Raw genomic sequence first — 15,864 nt, forward strand, 5'->3', positions numbered from 1 at the left:
TCCGGGACGGGATCGACCAAACTTTAGGGACGATTCAAGTCGCCCCAAAGTCCTTGCAAGTATCCATACTTAAAAAGGTGAAATCCTGAACCGCGCCTCCAAAAAGTTCAGAACAATCCTGGAGCCCGACACAACATGAAAATGTCGCATTTCACTCGGGGCGCGGTTTAGGTGCTCTGCGTCAATCCGCTTCGAGCGACCTGATCGATGAGTCGGCCGAAGACGTACTCGACCTCCTCGTAGCTGTTGTAGACGCCGTGGGTCGAGATCCGGAATCCGATCCGGTCGTCGGCGGGTGCGCGCTGGCTGCTGCGCCAGGTCACGGAGCGAATGTAGATCTTGGGCGTCTCCGCGGCGAGGCCGCTCACGATCGCGTTGATCGCGTCCCTCATCGCCGCGAAGCTAGCCGCGTTGTCTCTGGCTGCGAACGGATTGAAGCAGGTCAGCGCGGTGGCAAACCGCGTGTCTGGATTCTCCTGCACCCAGAGCGCATCACGACCCCACTGGCCCGCGATCAAACCCTTGAGATGATTGCCGAGCGCGACGCCGCGTTCGTAGATCGAGTACACGCCGATCTGATCGAAGAAGCTCAAGGCGTCGGTCATGGCATAGACCGCAGGGGTGTTGCTCTCGCCCCGAAACTGCATATAGACGCTCGGGTTCCAGGCGCGGCTCTCGTACCAGGGGCTCGGATCGACGAAAGGATTCCCGTACAAAAAGAAATTGCCCATCGCGAACGGCGGCAACGGCCCTGCTCCCGAGTTGCGGACATAGAGGATCCCGGTACCCGGACCTCCGCAAAGCCATTTGTGACCCGCACCTGCGATAAAATCCGCACCGTAGTCATGGCAATTGATGGGCAGCATCCCCCAACCGTGGGCCGTGTCGATGATCGAGTAAGCGCCGTAGTCGCGTGCCAGTGCGCACAACTCTGGAATCGGCATCCGCAGACCGTTCTTGTAGAAGATCTCGGAGATGGCGAGATACTGTTTGTTGTAGGCCCCCAAGGGCGCGGCAAGTGCGGGCTCGAACCAATCCAGGACGTCCGAGACACTCACGGCATCGGTAAAGCTCGAAGGGATATCGACGACGACGACCTCGACCCCGTGGTAGTCCCGTGCCCAGGCGATCGGGCCGGCCAAGGCGGGATGCTCGAAGCTCGTCGTGACGATCCGATCGCCCGACTTCCAGGGTGTCCCGGCAAAGATCAGATTGCAGGCGTCGGTGGTGTTGTAGCTTAAGACGATCTCGTCGGCGTTCGCACCGTAGACCGCGGCGACCATCGCCTGACGCGCGCCGGTCGCGGAGGGCGAGGTCGGAAACAGCGCCGGTGCCTCGGCCGCCAGGTTGGCCGACCAGCTCAGCGGATCCGCGGCCTTGTAACGGTTGTAGACGGCGAGATTGTTGAGCACGAACTCGGGCGGCGAGCCGGTGGTTCCGGTATTCATATGGATATAGTCGCCCGCCAACGAGAAGGCTTGGCGGACCCGCCCCCAGTACGCCTCGCCCGTCGGCTGTCCGGAGATGCTCGGCGGAGGCAACAGCTCCCGGCCGAACTGACCCGGCGGAACCCCGAGCGGCCCCGACTGGGCCTTGGCAAGAACCTCACCCGGCCCGACGAACCCCGCCGCGATTCCCGCGGAAGCAAAACCCTTTAGAAAATCACGCCGATCAAGACCGGAGCCCTGTTTGTTCGCTGCCATTCCACACACCCCTTGCGCTTAAAATCGATCCGGAGCAATCCACTCTCTGGTGAGCTGCTCATACCGTGGCACACCGAACGCACGGTTCCAACGACGACGGAAGAAAGAGGTGAAATCACACGCACCCCATCCATCGCCGGGGGACCGAACGACACGGGTAACGGGAGCTTAATCAGGATCGATCGACAGACCTGTGAAGGCAATCACAGGACGGGAGGGGCAGAGACCGAGAGGGGCACCGCCGAACGCGGTGCCCGATACGACAGTGTCAGCGAGAGGCGGCAACGAGCGGGATGGACTCTTCGTCCTGCCTGCCCTGCTCGTCTTGAAACGCTTGGTTGACGCGGTCCCGGAGCTCCTTGCCGGGCTTGAAATGGGGGACATGCTTCCCGGCCAAGGCGACCGAGTCGCCGGTCTTCGGGTTACGCCCGATCCGGGGCGGTCGGTAGTGCAACGAAAAGCTTCCGAAACCTCGGATCTCGATCCGCTCGCCCGAGGCGAGTGCAGTGCTCATGCGATCGAGGGTCTTTCGTACCGCCTCCTCCACGTCTTTGTAGGGAAGGTGGTCCTGCGCCGCCGCCAGTACGTCGATCAGCTCTGATTTGGTCATGGTGTCGACTCCTGGAAAAGGAGAAGGGGCCCGCAATACGGGCCCCGCCTAAAGAGACATCGTGCAAGAGGCATCGCGAAGGGCTATCAGCCCCCGCGCTGGGCCTCTTCCATCTGCTCTTTGAGGAGGTCGCCAAGGGTGGTCGCGGTGGACGAATCGCGCGAGTAGCCCTTGATGGCCGCCTGCTCTTCCTCGACATCCTTCGCCTTCATCGACAGCGAAAGGGTGCGGTTCTTGCGATCGACGCCCAGGAACTTGGCCTCGATCTCCTCGCCTGCCTTCAGGACGGCACGCGCATCCTCGATGCGATCGCGCGAGATCTCGGAGGCACGCAGATAACCCTCGACACCGTCCGCCAGGGCGATGGTCGCCCCCTTGGGGTCGACATCGAGGATGGTACCGGTGACGACGCTGCCCTTCTCGTGCAGGGCGACGAAGCTGGAGAAGGGATCCTTGTCCAACTGCTTCACACCCAGCGAGATGCGCTCGCGCTCCGGATCGACCGACAGCACGACGGTTTCAAGCTCGTCGCCCTTCTTGTAGCGGCGCAGGGCCTGCTCGCCGGCCTCGTCCCAGGAGATGTCGGACAGATGCACCAGACCGTCGATGCCGCCGTCCAGACCGATGAAGATGCCGAAGTCCGTGATGGACTTGATCTTGCCGGAGACGTGATCGCCCTTCTTGTGGGTGACGGCGAACTCGTCCCAAGGATTCATCGCGCACTGCTTGATGCCGAGCGAGATGCGGCGACGCTCCTCGTCGATATCCAGCACCATGACCTCGACCTCGTCGCCGAGGGCCACGACCTTGCTCGGGTGGATGTTCTTGTTGGTCCAATCCATCTCGGAGACGTGGACCAGACCCTCGACACCCTCTTCGATCTCGACGAAGCAGCCGTAGTCGGCGATGTTGGTGACCTTGCCGAAGACACGGGTGCTTTCCGGGTAACGGCGCGAGATGTTGACCCACGGGTCCTCGCCCATCTGCTTGAGACCGAGCGAGACGCGCTGACGCTCGCGATCGAACTTGAGCACCTTCACGGTGACCTCGTCGCCGATCTCGACCACCTCGGAGGGATGCTTGACGCGACGCCAGGCCATATCCGTGATGTGCAGCAGGCCGTCGATGCCGCCCAGGTCCAGAAAGGCACCGTAGTCGGTCAGGTTCTTGACGATACCCTTGACCTCCATGCCCTCTTCCAGGTTCTTCAGCAGCTGATCACGCTCGGCGCTGTATTCCTCTTCCACCACGGCGCGGCGGGAGACGACGACATTGTTGCGCTTGCGGTCGAGCTTGATGACCTTGAATTCCTGCTCCTTGCCTTCGAGGTAGGTGGTGTCGCGCACGGGGCGGACATCCACGAGAGAACCCGGCAGGAATGCGCGAACGGTGCCCAGGTCGACGGTGAAACCGCCCTTGACCTTGCCGTTGATCATGCCCTTGACGGTGTCGGCCGCCTCGAACGCCTTCTCCAGATGATCCCATGCGGCGAACCGCTTTGCCTTCTCGCGCGACAGACGGGTGACGCCGAAGCCGTCCTCGACCGCGTCCAGGGCGACTTCGACATCGTCGCCGACCGCGACCTCGAGCTGGCCGTCCGGGCCGATGAATTGACTTCTGGGGATCACGCCCTCGGACTTGAGCCCGGCATTGATCACAACGTTGTCGGAGGTGATCTCGATCACGGTTCCGATGACGATGGTGCCCGGCTGAAGTTGGGTGGTACTCAGACTCTGTTCAAATAGTTCGGCAAAGCTTTCGGTCATAAGCTGAAATTATCCTGAGAACGGCGCGCTGACCCGTCCCATCCGGAACGAGGGGTATGAATGAAATGAAAAGACCGGCGCATTCGGCACCGACCCGGACCGGATCGACAGAGCTCCCGCTGGACGGACTGTCGATTTCTTAGGGGACCAGCTCCGGAAAGACGCGCCTCACCTCTTTCAGGACCCGATCGAGCACTTCTTCGATGGACATCGCGGTGGAATCCACGATCACCGCATCCTCGGCCGCACGCAAGGGTGCGACGCTGCGGTTGCGATCACGCGCATCGCGCGCCCGGATGTCATCTACAAGGTCGGGGAGGTTAGCATCCAACCCCTTTCCTTTCAACTGTTTATACCGGCGGTCCGCGCGCACCTCGGCGCTGGCGTCGAGAAAGACCTTCAACGGGGCCAGCGGAAACACGACCGTGCCCATGTCGCGCCCGTCCGCCACCAGGCCCTGCGGGCCGGCCATCGCGCGCTGGCGCTGCAACAAGGCATCGCGTACCGGCGGATGCACGGCGACACGCGAGGCCGCCGTCCCCGCTTGCTCGGTGCGGATCGCATTGCCGACGTCCTCGCCGTCGAGCAGCACGCGGCCCGCGACGAAGGCGACCGGCAGGTCGGCCGCGACCTCGGCGAGCGCCTCGGCATCGTCGAGCGACACCCCGCGGCGCTCCGCGGCCAGACCCAGCACGCGATAGAGCGCACCGCTGTCCAGACAGTGCCAACCCAGTCGCGCCGAGAGCAGCTCGGCGATGGTGCCCTTGCCCGTCCCGGACGGACCGTCGATGGTAATGACCGGAGCGGCCTCACTCATAAACCCGACCACTTCGCTGATCGCAGCCGTAGGGTGGACAAGCGCCGTAGGGTGGACAAGCGCCGTAGGGTGGACAAGCGCCGTAGGGTGGACAAGCGAAGCGCAGTCCACCAGCGCCGCCTCCGAGTTGGGTGGACTTCGCTCTCGCTCGTCCACCCTACGGCCGGGATGAGGAACAACGCCATCGTGGCCGGCATCCCGTCAGCCCCGCGTCGCTTGGATGCTCAAGCCGGCGGATCCAGCCAGCTCGACGAATCCGGGAAAGGAGGTCTCGACGTTGGCGCAGTCCCGGATCGCGACCGGGCCGCTCGCGCGCAAGGCCGCGATGGCGAAGGACATGGCGATCCGATGGTCGCCGTGTGCATCGATCGAGGGAGCATCGATCGTGTCCGCATCGCCCGTCGAGCCCAGCGCCCCGCCGAAGATGCGCATCCCGTCGGGCAGCGGCTCGGCGCACACCCCGAGCTTGGCCAAACCATCGGCCATCACCTGGATACGGTCGCTCTCCTTCACCCGCAGCTCCTCGGCGCCGGTCAGAACCGTCTCCCCCTCGGCGCAGGCCGCCGCGATGAAGAGGACCGGCAGCTCGTCGATGGCCAGCGGCACCTGATCGACCGGGATGCGGATCCCGCGCAGAGGTGCATGACGCACCCGAATGTCCGCCACCGGCTCTCCGCCGGCCGTGCGCCGATCCATCAGCTCGATGTCTCCGCCCATGGCACGCAGAATATTGATGACGCCGACCCGCGTCGGATTGATCCCGACCCCTTCCAGGATCAGATCGGAGCCGGGCGCGATGCTTGCGCCGACGAGGAAAAACGCCGCCGACGAGATATCGGCAGGGATCGTCAACCGACAGCCCGTCAGACGTCCGCCGCCGGTCAGACAGACCTTGGCCGCATGACGCCGAACCGAATAGCCGAAGGCCGTGAGCATGCGCTCGGTATGATCGCGTGTCGGCGCGGGCTCGGTCACGCAGGTCTCGCCCTCGGCATAGAGGCCCGCCAGCAAGAGGCTCGACTTCACCTGCGCACTGGCCACCGGCATGGTGTAGTCCAGGCCAGTCAGACGCGCGACCGGCGCGAGATCCAGCGGCGCCGTTCCGCCCTCGGTCGTGCCGATCCGCGCACCCATCTGCGCCAAAGGCTCGGTGACGCGCCGCATCGGACGCTTCGACAGCGAGCCGTCGCCGACCAGGGTCACCGGAAACGCCTGACCGGCCAGGAGACCGGAGAGCAACCGCATCGAGGTCCCGGAATTGCCCATGTCGAGCGGGCCGTCGGGGGACTGAAGACCACGCATCCCCACACCCTGCACCCGCACCTCGCCGCCGTCGGGCCCTTCGATCCGCACGCCCATGCGCCGGAAGGCATTCAGGGTCGCCAAGGCATCCGCGCCCTCGAGGAACCCGCTGATACGGGTTTCACCCTCCGCGATTGCGGCCAGCATGATCGAGCGATGCGAGATCGACTTGTCGCCGGGAACGCGCAGGCGCCCGCGCAAGGTGCCGCCCGGCGCGACCAGGTAGCGGGTATCCGAAGGATGTGCCAAGTGCTCTCCCGCGCGACTGCGCCCGGACGCTGAAAAGCCGACTATGTTAGTCCTGCGGGCGGAGTCGGTAAACTGCGGAATCAGGGTCTCCCGTTGCCCCCGCCGGGCCGCAGCCAATTGTCGACGACCAGGCCCGATACCCGGTTGAATTCGTCTTGATTGCCCTTCGCGGCGGCGATTCAACATGAACAGGCAGGGGCAAAGCGCAGCGTGCCCAACCCGCGCCGGCATCGCAGGGAGCTGTTGGGCACGCTGCGCTTTGCCCTACGGCTAACGCATCCTACGAAGTCACGACCGAATCCGGCGGCGAGTCCGCCGGCGGGGCCAGGTCGATGTCGTCTCCCTGCAGCCAGAGGGGCCTGAAGACATCGGCGGCCGAGCGAGGGACATCGGGCACCAAGCGCGCGACAACTCGGCCGCGGCGCATGATCGCGATCGTCTCGCCGGCTTCGACGGCGGCTAATAATTCTAAAAATTTGGACTTGGCTTCAACCACTTGTACGCGACGCATGACCAACTCCAAGACAAAACCATGTGGCCAGCTTATGCCGGCAGTCGGGTCGCAGCAATCCGCTTCAGACGTGAAATCGCCTAAGCCATGCGCACGGTGTAGGATTCCGCCGACGAGCCGGGAGGCTCGCCGCGGCTGTTGAACCTAAACCGCCTCCGTAGCGACATGCGTCGTTTGCATTTTGCGTCTGGCTTCAGAGATGTCCTCGATCCCGGTGAGACGCGGTTTAGAATGATATATTTTTTAATACTTTAAACCGCGCGACTCCGACCATGATCGGAGTCGGCGCGGCCAAGCCAAGCCGACAAACGACGCATACCGCGCTGGGCGCGGTTTAGGGCATTCATTCCGTTATCAGGACCATCATGTCGATTACCGAAAAACAAAAACGCTGGCTGAAGAAGCAATCACACCACCTCAAACCCGTCGTCACGCTCGGGCAGCACGGGCTCACGGAGGCCGTGCTCGCCGAGATCGAGCTGGCGTTGAGCCACCACGAGCTGCTGAAGGTCAAGGTCAATGCCGGCGATCGCGAGGAGCGCGACGCCGCGATCGCGCTGATCGCCGAGCGCACCGACGCCGTCCTGGTCGGACGGATCGGCCATGTGGCGTCCTTCTATCGCGCCAATCCCGAAAAGCGCGATCCGATCCTGCTTCCGAACCTCTGAGACCCTCGCCGGGCTGGATCGTTGTCGTTGCCGTTGTCGTTGTCGAAATCGCAACCGGAAAGCCGATGCAATTCGGCCATGAGCAACGCGATGACTACCGAATCTCGGTCCGCTACGTGGCTGAGGCGATTTCCGGGAATCAACATCCGAACTGCGCAGACGATCGGCCGGCAGTGACGCCGACGGTCGTCGCGAAGCGGCGACACCCACCGGGATAGACGACTTGCAGTCGTCCTCTTCAGCCGGCCCGACGGCCCGCGAGGTTGCGGTCAAGGCGACCCACTCGAAAACCGCGTTGAACGCGCTTCGGCACCGGTTTCCGCTGTGCTGATCCGTTCGCGATCGTCCTCTCCTTTCAGGCGGTGCCCGACGCAACGGTCGTGCAAGCGAGGCCCGTGGAAGAGGACGACTGCAAGTCGTCTATCCCGGGGGCACGTCGCTTCGCGACGTTGCTTCCGGCCGATCGGATGTGCAAGGAACGATCGACATGTCGATGCGCATTCAGACGCACCTCAGGCTCCTTCAGGTTGTGCAAGCATGCGCAGTCGGGAGACTGATTTGCGGAAATCACCTTATTTCCGACACGTTACTGATTCCCGGAAGTCGCCCTATCCCTTCACCTTCAACGTCCCGAGCATCCGCATGGTCCGGATCTTCAGCTCGACTCTGAACTCGACCTCCTGATCGGCGCTCGGCTCGACCTCGAGGGTATAGCCGGTCTCCTCGATCGTCGCATTCTCGGGCAGCTTCTCGGGATCGATGGTGACGGTCCAGGTGCCGGGTTGCAGCCCAGCGAAGCGGAACTCGCCGTTGCCGTTGGTGAGGCGCCGGTAGACCTGATCGCCGCTGCGCACCTCGACCAGGATGCCGCCGAGGCCGCGGCTCGGTTTAAGCTCTTCCGACGTCGGCGGGGGCGGGGCCTTGACGCCGCGCCCGACCTGCACGAAGGTCTGCGAGGGCAGCAGGCTGGGGTCCGGCTCGTAGAGCTGGACCTTGCCGTCGATGGTCGCACCCCGGATGAAGGGGAGGTTTACCGGCACGCCGGCATCAAAGAAGAGGTTGACCTCCTGCGGCATCTCGACCAGCGGGATCATGCCCACCGGCAGGCGCCCACCGGCCAGGGTGAGCTGGTAGACCCCGAGCTTGACCGAGGGGAACATGAAATAGCCGTTTGCGTCAGTGATGGCGACCAGCCGGTCCATCTTGAGCACGACGTTCGCCAGACCCTTGCCGGTCTCCTGATCGAACGCACGGCCCCGCAGCGTGGCGACGTCCTTGCGCCGCAGGGTCGGGACCTCGATCGGCACCGTGTAGGAGATCATCAGACTGTTGTCCATATCCATGCCGTTGTCGTAGGTCTCCGCATAGCGTGAGCCGTGGCGCGCCTGCACCCGGATCATGTCGCCGTTCTCGCGCAGATAGCTGTACTGGGCGTTGGCGATGACGCTGTTCTGGCCGTTGTAGTTCTGCCCCTGCACATCCAGGCTGAGGTTGGAACGCTCGTTGAGGATGAGGTTGGCGCTGACCCCGGCGGTCATGCTCGGCTCTTCGTCGAAGCTCGCGGCGGCCTGATTCTCCAGGAAGAGATAGGCGCCCAGGTTCAAGCGCTTGGTCGGACGCCAGAAGAGGCTGCCGCGATAGGCGTCGGTCATGGAGCGCTCGCCGGTCACGCGATCGAGCTTCTGTCCCACGTCTACGCTCGTGTTGAGGCTCAGATTCAGCTCTTTGAAGCTCTTGGCGTAACCCAGGCGCAGGATGTTCTCGGTCTCGTCGAAGGTCGGTGCCGGATTTAGATCGTTGCGTTGGCGATAACGCAGCTCGGCCAGATAGCGGCTGTCGCTCGGTGTGCGCCAATTCACGCCGATGCCGGCCTCGTGCTCCTCGCTGTCGGGGCTGTACCAACCCCAATCGTCCGCATCCAGATCGACCACGAAGTCGTCATTGTCCTCGTCGTCTGGCGGCTCGTCGTCGTGGTACCGGTTGTAGTGATAGAAGGCGCGCAGACTCCAGGGCCGGTCCTCCGGCGCATAGTTCACGTCCAGATAGGCGCGGTCCTGGTTCTGGTAGTAACCGGCATAGTCCGGCGAGGCATAGAGCAGGGTCAGTCGATAGCGCCAAGGCGCACCCAACTTGACCAGATCCCCCCAGAAGGCGGCGCCGCTCCCGGCATCCCCGGTGCTGCCGGCGACCTCCACGTCCAAGGCGAGTTCGGGACCCAACACCGCCTTCTGTCGCAGCCCGAGGATCCGGTTGTGGCCGTTCAGGTTGTCGGTTTGGTCCAGGTAATTGAGGGCGACCAACCAGGTCGGTGTCAGCGCAAAGGTCGCACCCAAGCCGGTTTGATGGCCGTCGAAATCCTCCTCGTCGTCTCCGAAATCGAAGGAGCCGACGTGATAGGCGGAGACCTCCCAGCGTTCGCCGCGCCAGGCAAAGCGCGCCCCGCGCCCGCTCACCCCCATCTCGGTCAGCGGCGAGAGGCTGTAGCTCGCATCGCCGAGGGTCACGTCGAAGTCGCGCCCGCGGTAATCCAGATAGAACCAAGTGTCCTGACCGAAGACGGTCTCGTCGTTCAGGCCGGGCCAGCGCAGCAGGAAGCTCAGGAAACGCTCGTCCGTGTTGTCCAGCGCCCCGCTGCCGGACCATTCGAGCTGCACGCCCGCGCCGTCGTCGCCGTCGTTCTTGCCGCTCCAACTGCCGCCGACCCGCCGGGTGAAGTAGGTCTTCATGCTGTGATAGGGCATCTCCTTGCCGGTCATGCGCGGCAGGGTCTCGACGCTCTTCTTGGCGGTGTCGCTGAGGGGCGTCTCCAGCCCGGGCGTGGATGCGGTCGCGGTCAGGCTGATCTCGTCGCGGGTCGGCTCCGTGATGGCCGGCGGCTTGATGGTCAGCTCCACCGGGCGCACCTCGCCGGCCGCCAGGGTCATGCTGCCGGCCGCGGGCTCCACCTTGGATTCACGGCTGCTTTGGGCGCCGAAGCCGACGGTCAGCTCGGTATTGCTGTAGTTGCCGATCTGGAAGGTCGCCTCGTAGGGCTCGTTCGCGATCGCGATGGCCGGCATGTCCAGGATGTCGACCTGGAGTTTGAACACGGGTCGCACCCGCACCGCCAGGGTCGAGCCGCCGAGTGCGCCGGGTCGGCCGCGGAGACCGACCTGATAGCTCACACGATACTCGCCCGCCGCGACCCGCTCGGGCACGAAGAAGCTGACCAACCGCATGGCCGAGCCGCCAGCAGGAAGGCTGAAGGGGAATTCAGGCGTGATGGCGCGCCAACCCTCGGGCATCAGCAGCCGGCCTTCGAAGTCGTTGGGCTGACCGGTCTGGTTGACGATCTGAAAGACGGCCGTGACGACCTCGCGCGGGTCGACCGTGAACACCCGCGAATCCATCGGCCGCACATCCACACCGCGCGCCTGGGCGAGAAGCGGCGAACCGATCAGAAGCAGGCCGAGCAGGATCCAGGAGAGCGGCCCAGGTCCCGGGTGCAGCCGACGCCACCGCCGGACACCGCGCCCGTCGCGCAGCGTGGCGCGTCGGGATACGGTCTCTGAGCGATTGCGGCCGTCGGGCCGGGACATCCGGAAAACCTCCGGGTCGCGGGTGACGGTCGTTCCGGCCGCTGCCTGTTCAGGCGCTCACCGGCAATGTCGACCTTGTGCGAACCGGGGCACCGAATCCGCCATGATGGCGAGCGGCGCTGCGGTCCAGGCATTGGCCGGATCGGTGGCGAAAGGACCCAGTGGCGTGCGTCACCCTTGACCGAGCTGTGCGACCGTCGCGTTGGGTCAATCGGCCGCGGGTTATTCTTCTGTTGTTCGTTCGCGAGTCGGCGGTGCCGCATGGCTCCGCCATCGACACCGACGCCCGCCCTGTCCGTCCCTTCCCCCCATCGGAGCGGAGCCGGGAAGGGGTCAGGCCGCGCCGCTCCGTGGCGTCCTTGGCCTGCCTCTTCTCAACCCCGACCGCCGGGAATGGGTGACTCATGCCCTTGGGCCGGGTCGAGGGGGCTATTCGATCTCCAATTCGACGTTGGCGCCGAAGAGGTTGTCGCCCGTGCCGTCGGCGACGACGAGGCCGAGGTACTTGCCGTCGGGGACCTCGCCGAGATCCATCTGGAAACGGGCGGACGTCGCCGGGTACAAGCGCTTGGCCGGGCCCTCGAACTTCCCGACGGGGGCCCCCGATTGGTTGTAGAGCTCCAGCGACAGGCCGGGGCTCAACCAGCGCTGCCCGGTGTTCTCGACATCGATGGTGAACAAGCGTTGGCCGTTCTCCTTGACGATCTGCGGATTCGTGAAGACCAATCCGGCCTCGCCGGTCTTACCGAGATGCGTGACGATCTGGACGCCGTAGCGTACGACCTGTGTCAGGCGTGTCGTCCGCTCCGGCAGGGGTTCCGCGGCCTCGGCCGACGCCTCGGTGATCGGCTCGATCATGACCATGCTCCAATAGGTCCCCGAGAGCCCTTTGTCTGCCGGCACCTTGACCTCGAAGTCCAGCCGCTCAGTCCCGCTCGGCGGGATCTGCACAAGCTCGCGGCTCAGGCTGATCCATTTAGCGTTGGAGCGCGGCAGGCGGCCCGGCGCACCGTACGCATTGCTGCCATCCGAGGCGAAGCTGTAGTCGGTCTGATAGACCTTGGCCTCCGCCATCGTCGCTCCCGTGTTGCGCAGCACCAGGGTGCCGCGATAGTGCTCGCCGGGCTGGGCCAGCTTCTCCTGGGTCAGTTCGCTCTCCAACTTGACCCCGGCATGGATGGCAGAGGTGAAGAGAAGCGCCATCAGTGCGCCCGCGAAGGAGAGCTGTTTCTTCCCGATGAACATCGTCCGATACCTGCTCAGTAAATTCGGTAGATCAGAGTGGTGTCGTATGCGCCTGGGCCGTTCCCGACCGACACGCCGTCGAGCCGCAATTGCAGCCGGATTCCGCTACGGTCGCCGCTGCCGTAGAAAATGGCCTGCTCCAGGCTTCCGACGGTCAGATAACTTTGACCGCCAGTGATGCTGCCCCCGCCACTGCCGTCGCTCGTGCGGCGCACGGCGAGCGTCACGCCGGACGGCAGGCTTGAGCCGGAGCGCTGCACTCCCACAGTCCAGAGCGCACCGCCAGTGTTGCTGATGTCCAAAGTCGCCTGGTAGGACCCGCTCTCGATCGGCGAGCGGATGTCGCTGCCGGCGCCGGCGATCAGGTCACCGGCGTCAATGGTCTCCGACCAGTCGCCGCCGGTCAGGCTGATGTCGGCCGCCTGGGCGCTGAGGGCCAAAGCGGCGAGTGCTATCATGCGAAAGAGCATCGGGGATCATGAGTTGCGGGTGTCGACCGGCCGGGCATTTGGCCCGGCCCCGGTCCTAAGGGCGTCGGCTATCAACCGTCGACGATGGTCAGCGTGACCGTCTTGGTGGCGGACGCGACGACGCCGGCGCTCACCGTCGCGGCGAGCTCGTACGTCAGGCTTTGCGCGGCCTCGGCAACCTGAGTGAGGCCGGTAACCACGTCGGCTGCAGAATCGCTCAACGTCAGCTTGCCGCCAGTGGTTCCACTTGCTGACGCTGCGGTCAGTGAAAGGGTGAGCCCAGCGGGCATCGCCGTATCGAGGGCGGCGGTGATCTTTTTGCCGGTGCCGTTAGTCGTGATTGCGTAGCTCGAGGTTGCATCCGTCTCGGCGTCGGGTTGGCTACCGGCGGTCGCGCTATCAATGACGAGGGCACCAGGGTTGCCGGTGACGGAAATCTCGTTGATGGCCGTGACCTGATAGGTCACGGTTTGTTCTGCCGAGTCCGCGGCAAGTACGCCGCCGCTCACAACCAGCCCAACTGCCGCCGCCAACGTAGAAAGTTTCATCGTTCTGTTTGCGTTCATACTATTCACCCTTGTTGTGCGTCTTCATGGCTACTCATCCGGGAGAGTGACCCTGGCCCGCATCGCGCCGGCTCGGGCCGAAGCCCTAGGTGCGGCGGCTGGGCGGTGGATCCCTTGCTCGCTTCCCACGGCAGGAGTATGGAGCGCGCCCGTTCGCAGGTGAAATACCTTTAGACTATGCTTATATACCCGAAAGGTATTGCGTAAGGCACTGGGCTGGACGCCCTGCACAACAGGCGCGTAAAGCATTGAAATTGAGGCAATTAGAGTATTTTCACGAGGTCATCGAGCAGGATTTCAACATCTCGGCCGCCGCCAAGAGGCTCTACACTTCCCAGCCCGGCGTGAGCCGCCAGCTCATCGAGCTGGCCGACGAGCTGGGTGTTGAGCTCTTCCTCCACGAAGGAAAGCGCTTGGTCGGCCTGACCCGTGCCGGGATGGAGATCGCCGAGATCGCCGCGCGCATGCTGATCGACGTGCGTCGGATCCACGAGATCGGTCGGTCGCTCGCGACCGATCGGCACGATTGTCTGAAGGTGGTCGCCAATCGGCACGCGGCGCACAACCTGCTGCATCATGCGATGGTCGACTTTCGCGAGATGATGCCCGGGATCGAGGTGGACGTCTCGGAGGAAAACACGCTCCAGGCGACAGCCATGCTGCGCATCGGCCAGGCCGATCTGGGACTGCTGGCGGAGGCACCGGATCAGGATCCGGACCTGCTCTATTTTCCGATCGAGGAGTGGCGGCTGCTCTTGGTGGTGCCGCGGGAGCATCCGCTGGCGGGGTTGCCGACGGTCGGGCTGGAGGATCTCGCGCACTATTCGGTGGGCTCCTACGACAACGCCGCGCAATCGCGCTTTGTCATCGACGAGGCGTTTGCCGGCGCGGGACTTCACTCCCCCGTCAACATCTCCTTCGCCAGCAGTCACATGATCCTGCAGTTCGTGAACAGCAAGATCGGTATCGCCATCGTGGCGGAATCCGCCTTTTCCGCCGACGACTACCCCGAGCTCCTCGGGCTGGACGTGACCCACCTGTTCCGGCCCCTGACCACCGACCTGGTGCTGCCGCGCCGGACCTCGCCCCCGCGCGATGTCTTCAACTTCCTAAGCATCCTCGCACCCCAAATCACCCCGACGACCATCGGCGAGGCCATCGACTCGTAGGGTGGGTAGAGCGTCGGCGAAACCCATCCAGCTCGTTCCAATCGCATCGGACCGAAACGCGGCAACCCGGCGGTTTGGAGGATGGGTTTCGCTGTGCTCTACCCATCCTACGGTTTCTCAAGGTGTTCACCTTGTTTCGGAATCGTCACCGAGCCGCGCCGAGACCGTCTCAGTCCGTCCGCGGTCCGAAACGGTCGAACGCGTAGACGATGAGGAAGCCCAGCACGCAGGTCAAGATCGCGCCGAGGACGAGGGGGTCGCCCTCGTAGCCGGAGGGCAGGACGTTGACCTCGGAGAGGATCTTCTCGGGGGTGAGTCCGTCGGCGGCCATCACGACCTGGCCCGTGCCGTCTCTCAGCCAGTCCTCCGCATTGCGCCAGGGATAGACCTTGTTCAGCGAGCCGACGAGAAAGCCGGTCAGGATGGCGAGCGTGAGGCTTCTGTAGCGCTTGAAGGTCCAGGAGAGCAGGCGCGACATGGTCATCATCCCGGCCAGACAGCCCAGGGCAAAGACACTCAGGACAAGGAGCTTCTCCAGGGAGAAGTCGACCAGCAACCCCTTGAGGGTGTCTTGGATGATGAATTGATACATCCCCAGCACCAGGAGCATGAAGCTCCCGGAAACGCCCGGCAGCATCAGTGCCGAGATGGCGATGGCGCCGCAGAGAAAGACGAACCAGAGCGCCTCGTTGCCGCTCGCGGGCGTGAGGGTGGTGATCCCGTAGGCCAGGATCGCACCGAGGACGAAGAGCCCCACCTCGCCGGCGCGCCATTGCGGGATGCGCCGGACCATGAAGAGGATCGAGGCGAGGATCAGCCCGAAGAAGAAGGCCCAGATCAGCGGCGGATAATGCTCGAGCATCCAGGAGACGCCGAAGACGCCGACCAGGATGCCCGTCGCCATACCGGCGAGCAGGAGCGTCAGGAAGCCCCCGTCGAGCGCCCGCCAGACGCCGGCGATGCCTTCACGGCGATGCACGCCGATCAGCCCCGGACCGAACGCCTTCACGGCGTTGAGCAGACGCTCGTAGATGCCGCTGATGAAGGCGATGGTGCCGCCGGATACCCCCGGGATCACCTCCGCGACACCCATGGCACCACCCTTCAGGATCAAGCTCAAACGCGACATCGTTTTATCCTTAAACCGCGCCCAGCACGGTATGCGTAGTGTGTTGAATTGGCTTGGCCGCGCCAGCTCCGACAACTGTCG

13 protein-coding genes are annotated in these 15,864 nt (G+C 64.2%); 2 read left to right on the forward strand and 11 right to left on the reverse strand.

The annotated features are described in order from the left end of the window. Nucleotides 1-167 precede the first annotated feature (167 nt). From THIMADRAFT_RS21340 to THIMADRAFT_RS21365, 6 genes are all read right to left on the reverse strand, one after another. Nucleotides 168-1,703 carry an aminotransferase class V-fold PLP-dependent enzyme gene (locus THIMADRAFT_RS21340; RefSeq protein WP_007195198.1) on the reverse strand — a complete coding sequence of 512 codons (1,536 nt, stop codon included), beginning with the start codon at nt 1,701-1,703 and terminating at the stop codon, nt 168-170. A gap of 268 nt (nt 1,704-1,971) precedes the next feature. Continuing rightward, nucleotides 1,972-2,313, reverse strand: coding sequence for an integration host factor subunit beta (locus tag THIMADRAFT_RS21345; RefSeq protein ID WP_007195199.1), 342 nt, complete (start codon nt 2,311-2,313; stop codon nt 1,972-1,974). 86 nt (nt 2,314-2,399) lie between these two features. Continuing rightward, nucleotides 2,400-4,079: a 30S ribosomal protein S1 gene (gene rpsA, locus THIMADRAFT_RS21350; protein ID WP_007195200.1), complete on the reverse strand. Its 1,680-nt coding sequence runs from the start codon at nt 4,077-4,079 to the stop codon at nt 2,400-2,402. Between the two features lie 139 nt (nt 4,080-4,218). Further along, nucleotides 4,219-4,896, reverse strand: a complete 678-nt coding sequence (gene cmk, locus THIMADRAFT_RS21355) for a (d)CMP kinase (protein WP_040733488.1) — start codon at nt 4,894-4,896, stop codon at nt 4,219-4,221. A gap of 201 nt (nt 4,897-5,097) precedes the next feature. Continuing rightward, nucleotides 5,098-6,447, reverse strand: a complete 1,350-nt coding sequence (aroA, locus tag THIMADRAFT_RS21360) for a 3-phosphoshikimate 1-carboxyvinyltransferase (RefSeq protein ID WP_007195202.1) — start codon at nt 6,445-6,447, stop codon at nt 5,098-5,100. A 280-nt stretch (nt 6,448-6,727) separates the two neighbouring features. Beyond that, complete coding sequence (locus tag THIMADRAFT_RS21365) at nt 6,728-6,970, reverse strand: type II toxin-antitoxin system Phd/YefM family antitoxin (RefSeq protein ID WP_233490322.1); 243 nt, start codon at nt 6,968-6,970, stop codon at nt 6,728-6,730. A gap of 353 nt (nt 6,971-7,323) precedes the next feature. Between THIMADRAFT_RS21365 and yhbY the strand changes: the two genes are divergently transcribed. Continuing rightward, a complete protein-coding gene (gene yhbY / locus THIMADRAFT_RS21370; protein ID WP_007195204.1) occupies nt 7,324-7,626 on the forward strand; it encodes a ribosome assembly RNA-binding protein YhbY in 303 nt (100 codons plus the stop codon). Nucleotides 7,627-8,234: 608 nt separating this feature from the next. On the opposite strand, the gene THIMADRAFT_RS21375 is transcribed toward yhbY, so the two are convergent. The 4 genes from THIMADRAFT_RS21375 to THIMADRAFT_RS21390 all read right to left on the reverse strand — a co-directional run bounded on the left by THIMADRAFT_RS21375 (nt 8,235) and on the right by THIMADRAFT_RS21390 (nt 13,485). Further along, nucleotides 8,235-11,204 carry a peptidase associated/transthyretin-like domain-containing protein gene (locus tag THIMADRAFT_RS21375; protein ID WP_007195205.1) on the reverse strand — a complete coding sequence of 990 codons (2,970 nt, stop codon included), beginning with the start codon at nt 11,202-11,204 and terminating at the stop codon, nt 8,235-8,237. Nucleotides 11,205-11,633: 429 nt separating this feature from the next. Then, nucleotides 11,634-12,449 (reverse strand): hypothetical protein, encoded by an 816-nt coding sequence (locus tag THIMADRAFT_RS21380; RefSeq protein ID WP_007195206.1) that lies wholly within the window; start codon nt 12,447-12,449, stop codon nt 11,634-11,636. A 14-nt stretch (nt 12,450-12,463) separates the two neighbouring features. After that, nucleotides 12,464-12,907, reverse strand: a complete 444-nt coding sequence (locus THIMADRAFT_RS21385) for a hypothetical protein (RefSeq protein ID WP_233490323.1) — start codon at nt 12,905-12,907, stop codon at nt 12,464-12,466. An 83-nt stretch (nt 12,908-12,990) separates the two neighbouring features. Further along, nucleotides 12,991-13,485 (reverse strand): hypothetical protein, encoded by a 495-nt coding sequence (locus tag THIMADRAFT_RS21390; RefSeq protein WP_007195208.1) that lies wholly within the window; start codon nt 13,483-13,485, stop codon nt 12,991-12,993. 248 nt (nt 13,486-13,733) lie between these two features. Between THIMADRAFT_RS21390 and THIMADRAFT_RS21395 the strand changes: the two genes are divergently transcribed. Continuing rightward, entirely contained in the window at nt 13,734-14,654 is a 921-nt protein-coding gene (locus THIMADRAFT_RS21395) for a LysR substrate-binding domain-containing protein (protein ID WP_007195209.1), read from the forward strand. Between the two features lie 169 nt (nt 14,655-14,823). Here the strand turns inward: THIMADRAFT_RS21395 and THIMADRAFT_RS21400 are convergent, their stop codons facing one another. Beyond that, nucleotides 14,824-15,783 (reverse strand): DUF368 domain-containing protein, encoded by a 960-nt coding sequence (locus tag THIMADRAFT_RS21400; RefSeq protein ID WP_007195210.1) that lies wholly within the window; start codon nt 15,781-15,783, stop codon nt 14,824-14,826. Nucleotides 15,784-15,864 lie beyond the last annotated feature (81 nt).

Origin of the sequence: Thiocapsa marina 5811 (genome assembly GCF_000223985.1) — a bacterium.
In the GTDB taxonomy this organism is placed as follows: domain Bacteria; phylum Pseudomonadota; class Gammaproteobacteria; order Chromatiales; family Chromatiaceae; genus Thiocapsa; species Thiocapsa marina.

Bases quoted from the DNA above. Each gene is read 5' to 3' on its own strand.
- THIMADRAFT_RS21340 (WP_007195198.1), bottom strand. From the start codon at position 1,703: ATGGCAGCGAACAAACAGGGCTCCGGTCTTGATCGGCGTGATTTTCTA.
- THIMADRAFT_RS21345 (WP_007195199.1), bottom strand. From the start codon at position 2,313: ATGACCAAATCAGAGCTGATCGACGTACTGGCGGCGGCGCAGGACCAC.
- rpsA (WP_007195200.1), bottom strand. From the start codon at position 4,079: ATGACCGAAAGCTTTGCCGAACTATTTGAACAGAGTCTGAGTACCACC.
- cmk (WP_040733488.1), bottom strand. From the start codon at position 4,896: ATGAGTGAGGCCGCTCCGGTCATTACCATCGACGGTCCGTCCGGGACG.
- yhbY (WP_007195204.1), top strand. From the start codon at position 7,324: ATGTCGATTACCGAAAAACAAAAACGCTGGCTGAAGAAGCAATCACAC.
- THIMADRAFT_RS21375 (WP_007195205.1), bottom strand. From the start codon at position 11,204: ATGTCCCGGCCCGACGGCCGCAATCGCTCAGAGACCGTATCCCGACGC.
- THIMADRAFT_RS21380 (WP_007195206.1), bottom strand. From the start codon at position 12,449: ATGTTCATCGGGAAGAAACAGCTCTCCTTCGCGGGCGCACTGATGGCG.
- THIMADRAFT_RS21385 (WP_233490323.1), bottom strand. From the start codon at position 12,907: ATGATAGCACTCGCCGCTTTGGCCCTCAGCGCCCAGGCGGCCGACATC.
- THIMADRAFT_RS21390 (WP_007195208.1), bottom strand. From the start codon at position 13,485: ATGAACGCAAACAGAACGATGAAACTTTCTACGTTGGCGGCGGCAGTT.
- THIMADRAFT_RS21400 (WP_007195210.1), bottom strand. From the start codon at position 15,783: ATGTCGCGTTTGAGCTTGATCCTGAAGGGTGGTGCCATGGGTGTCGCG.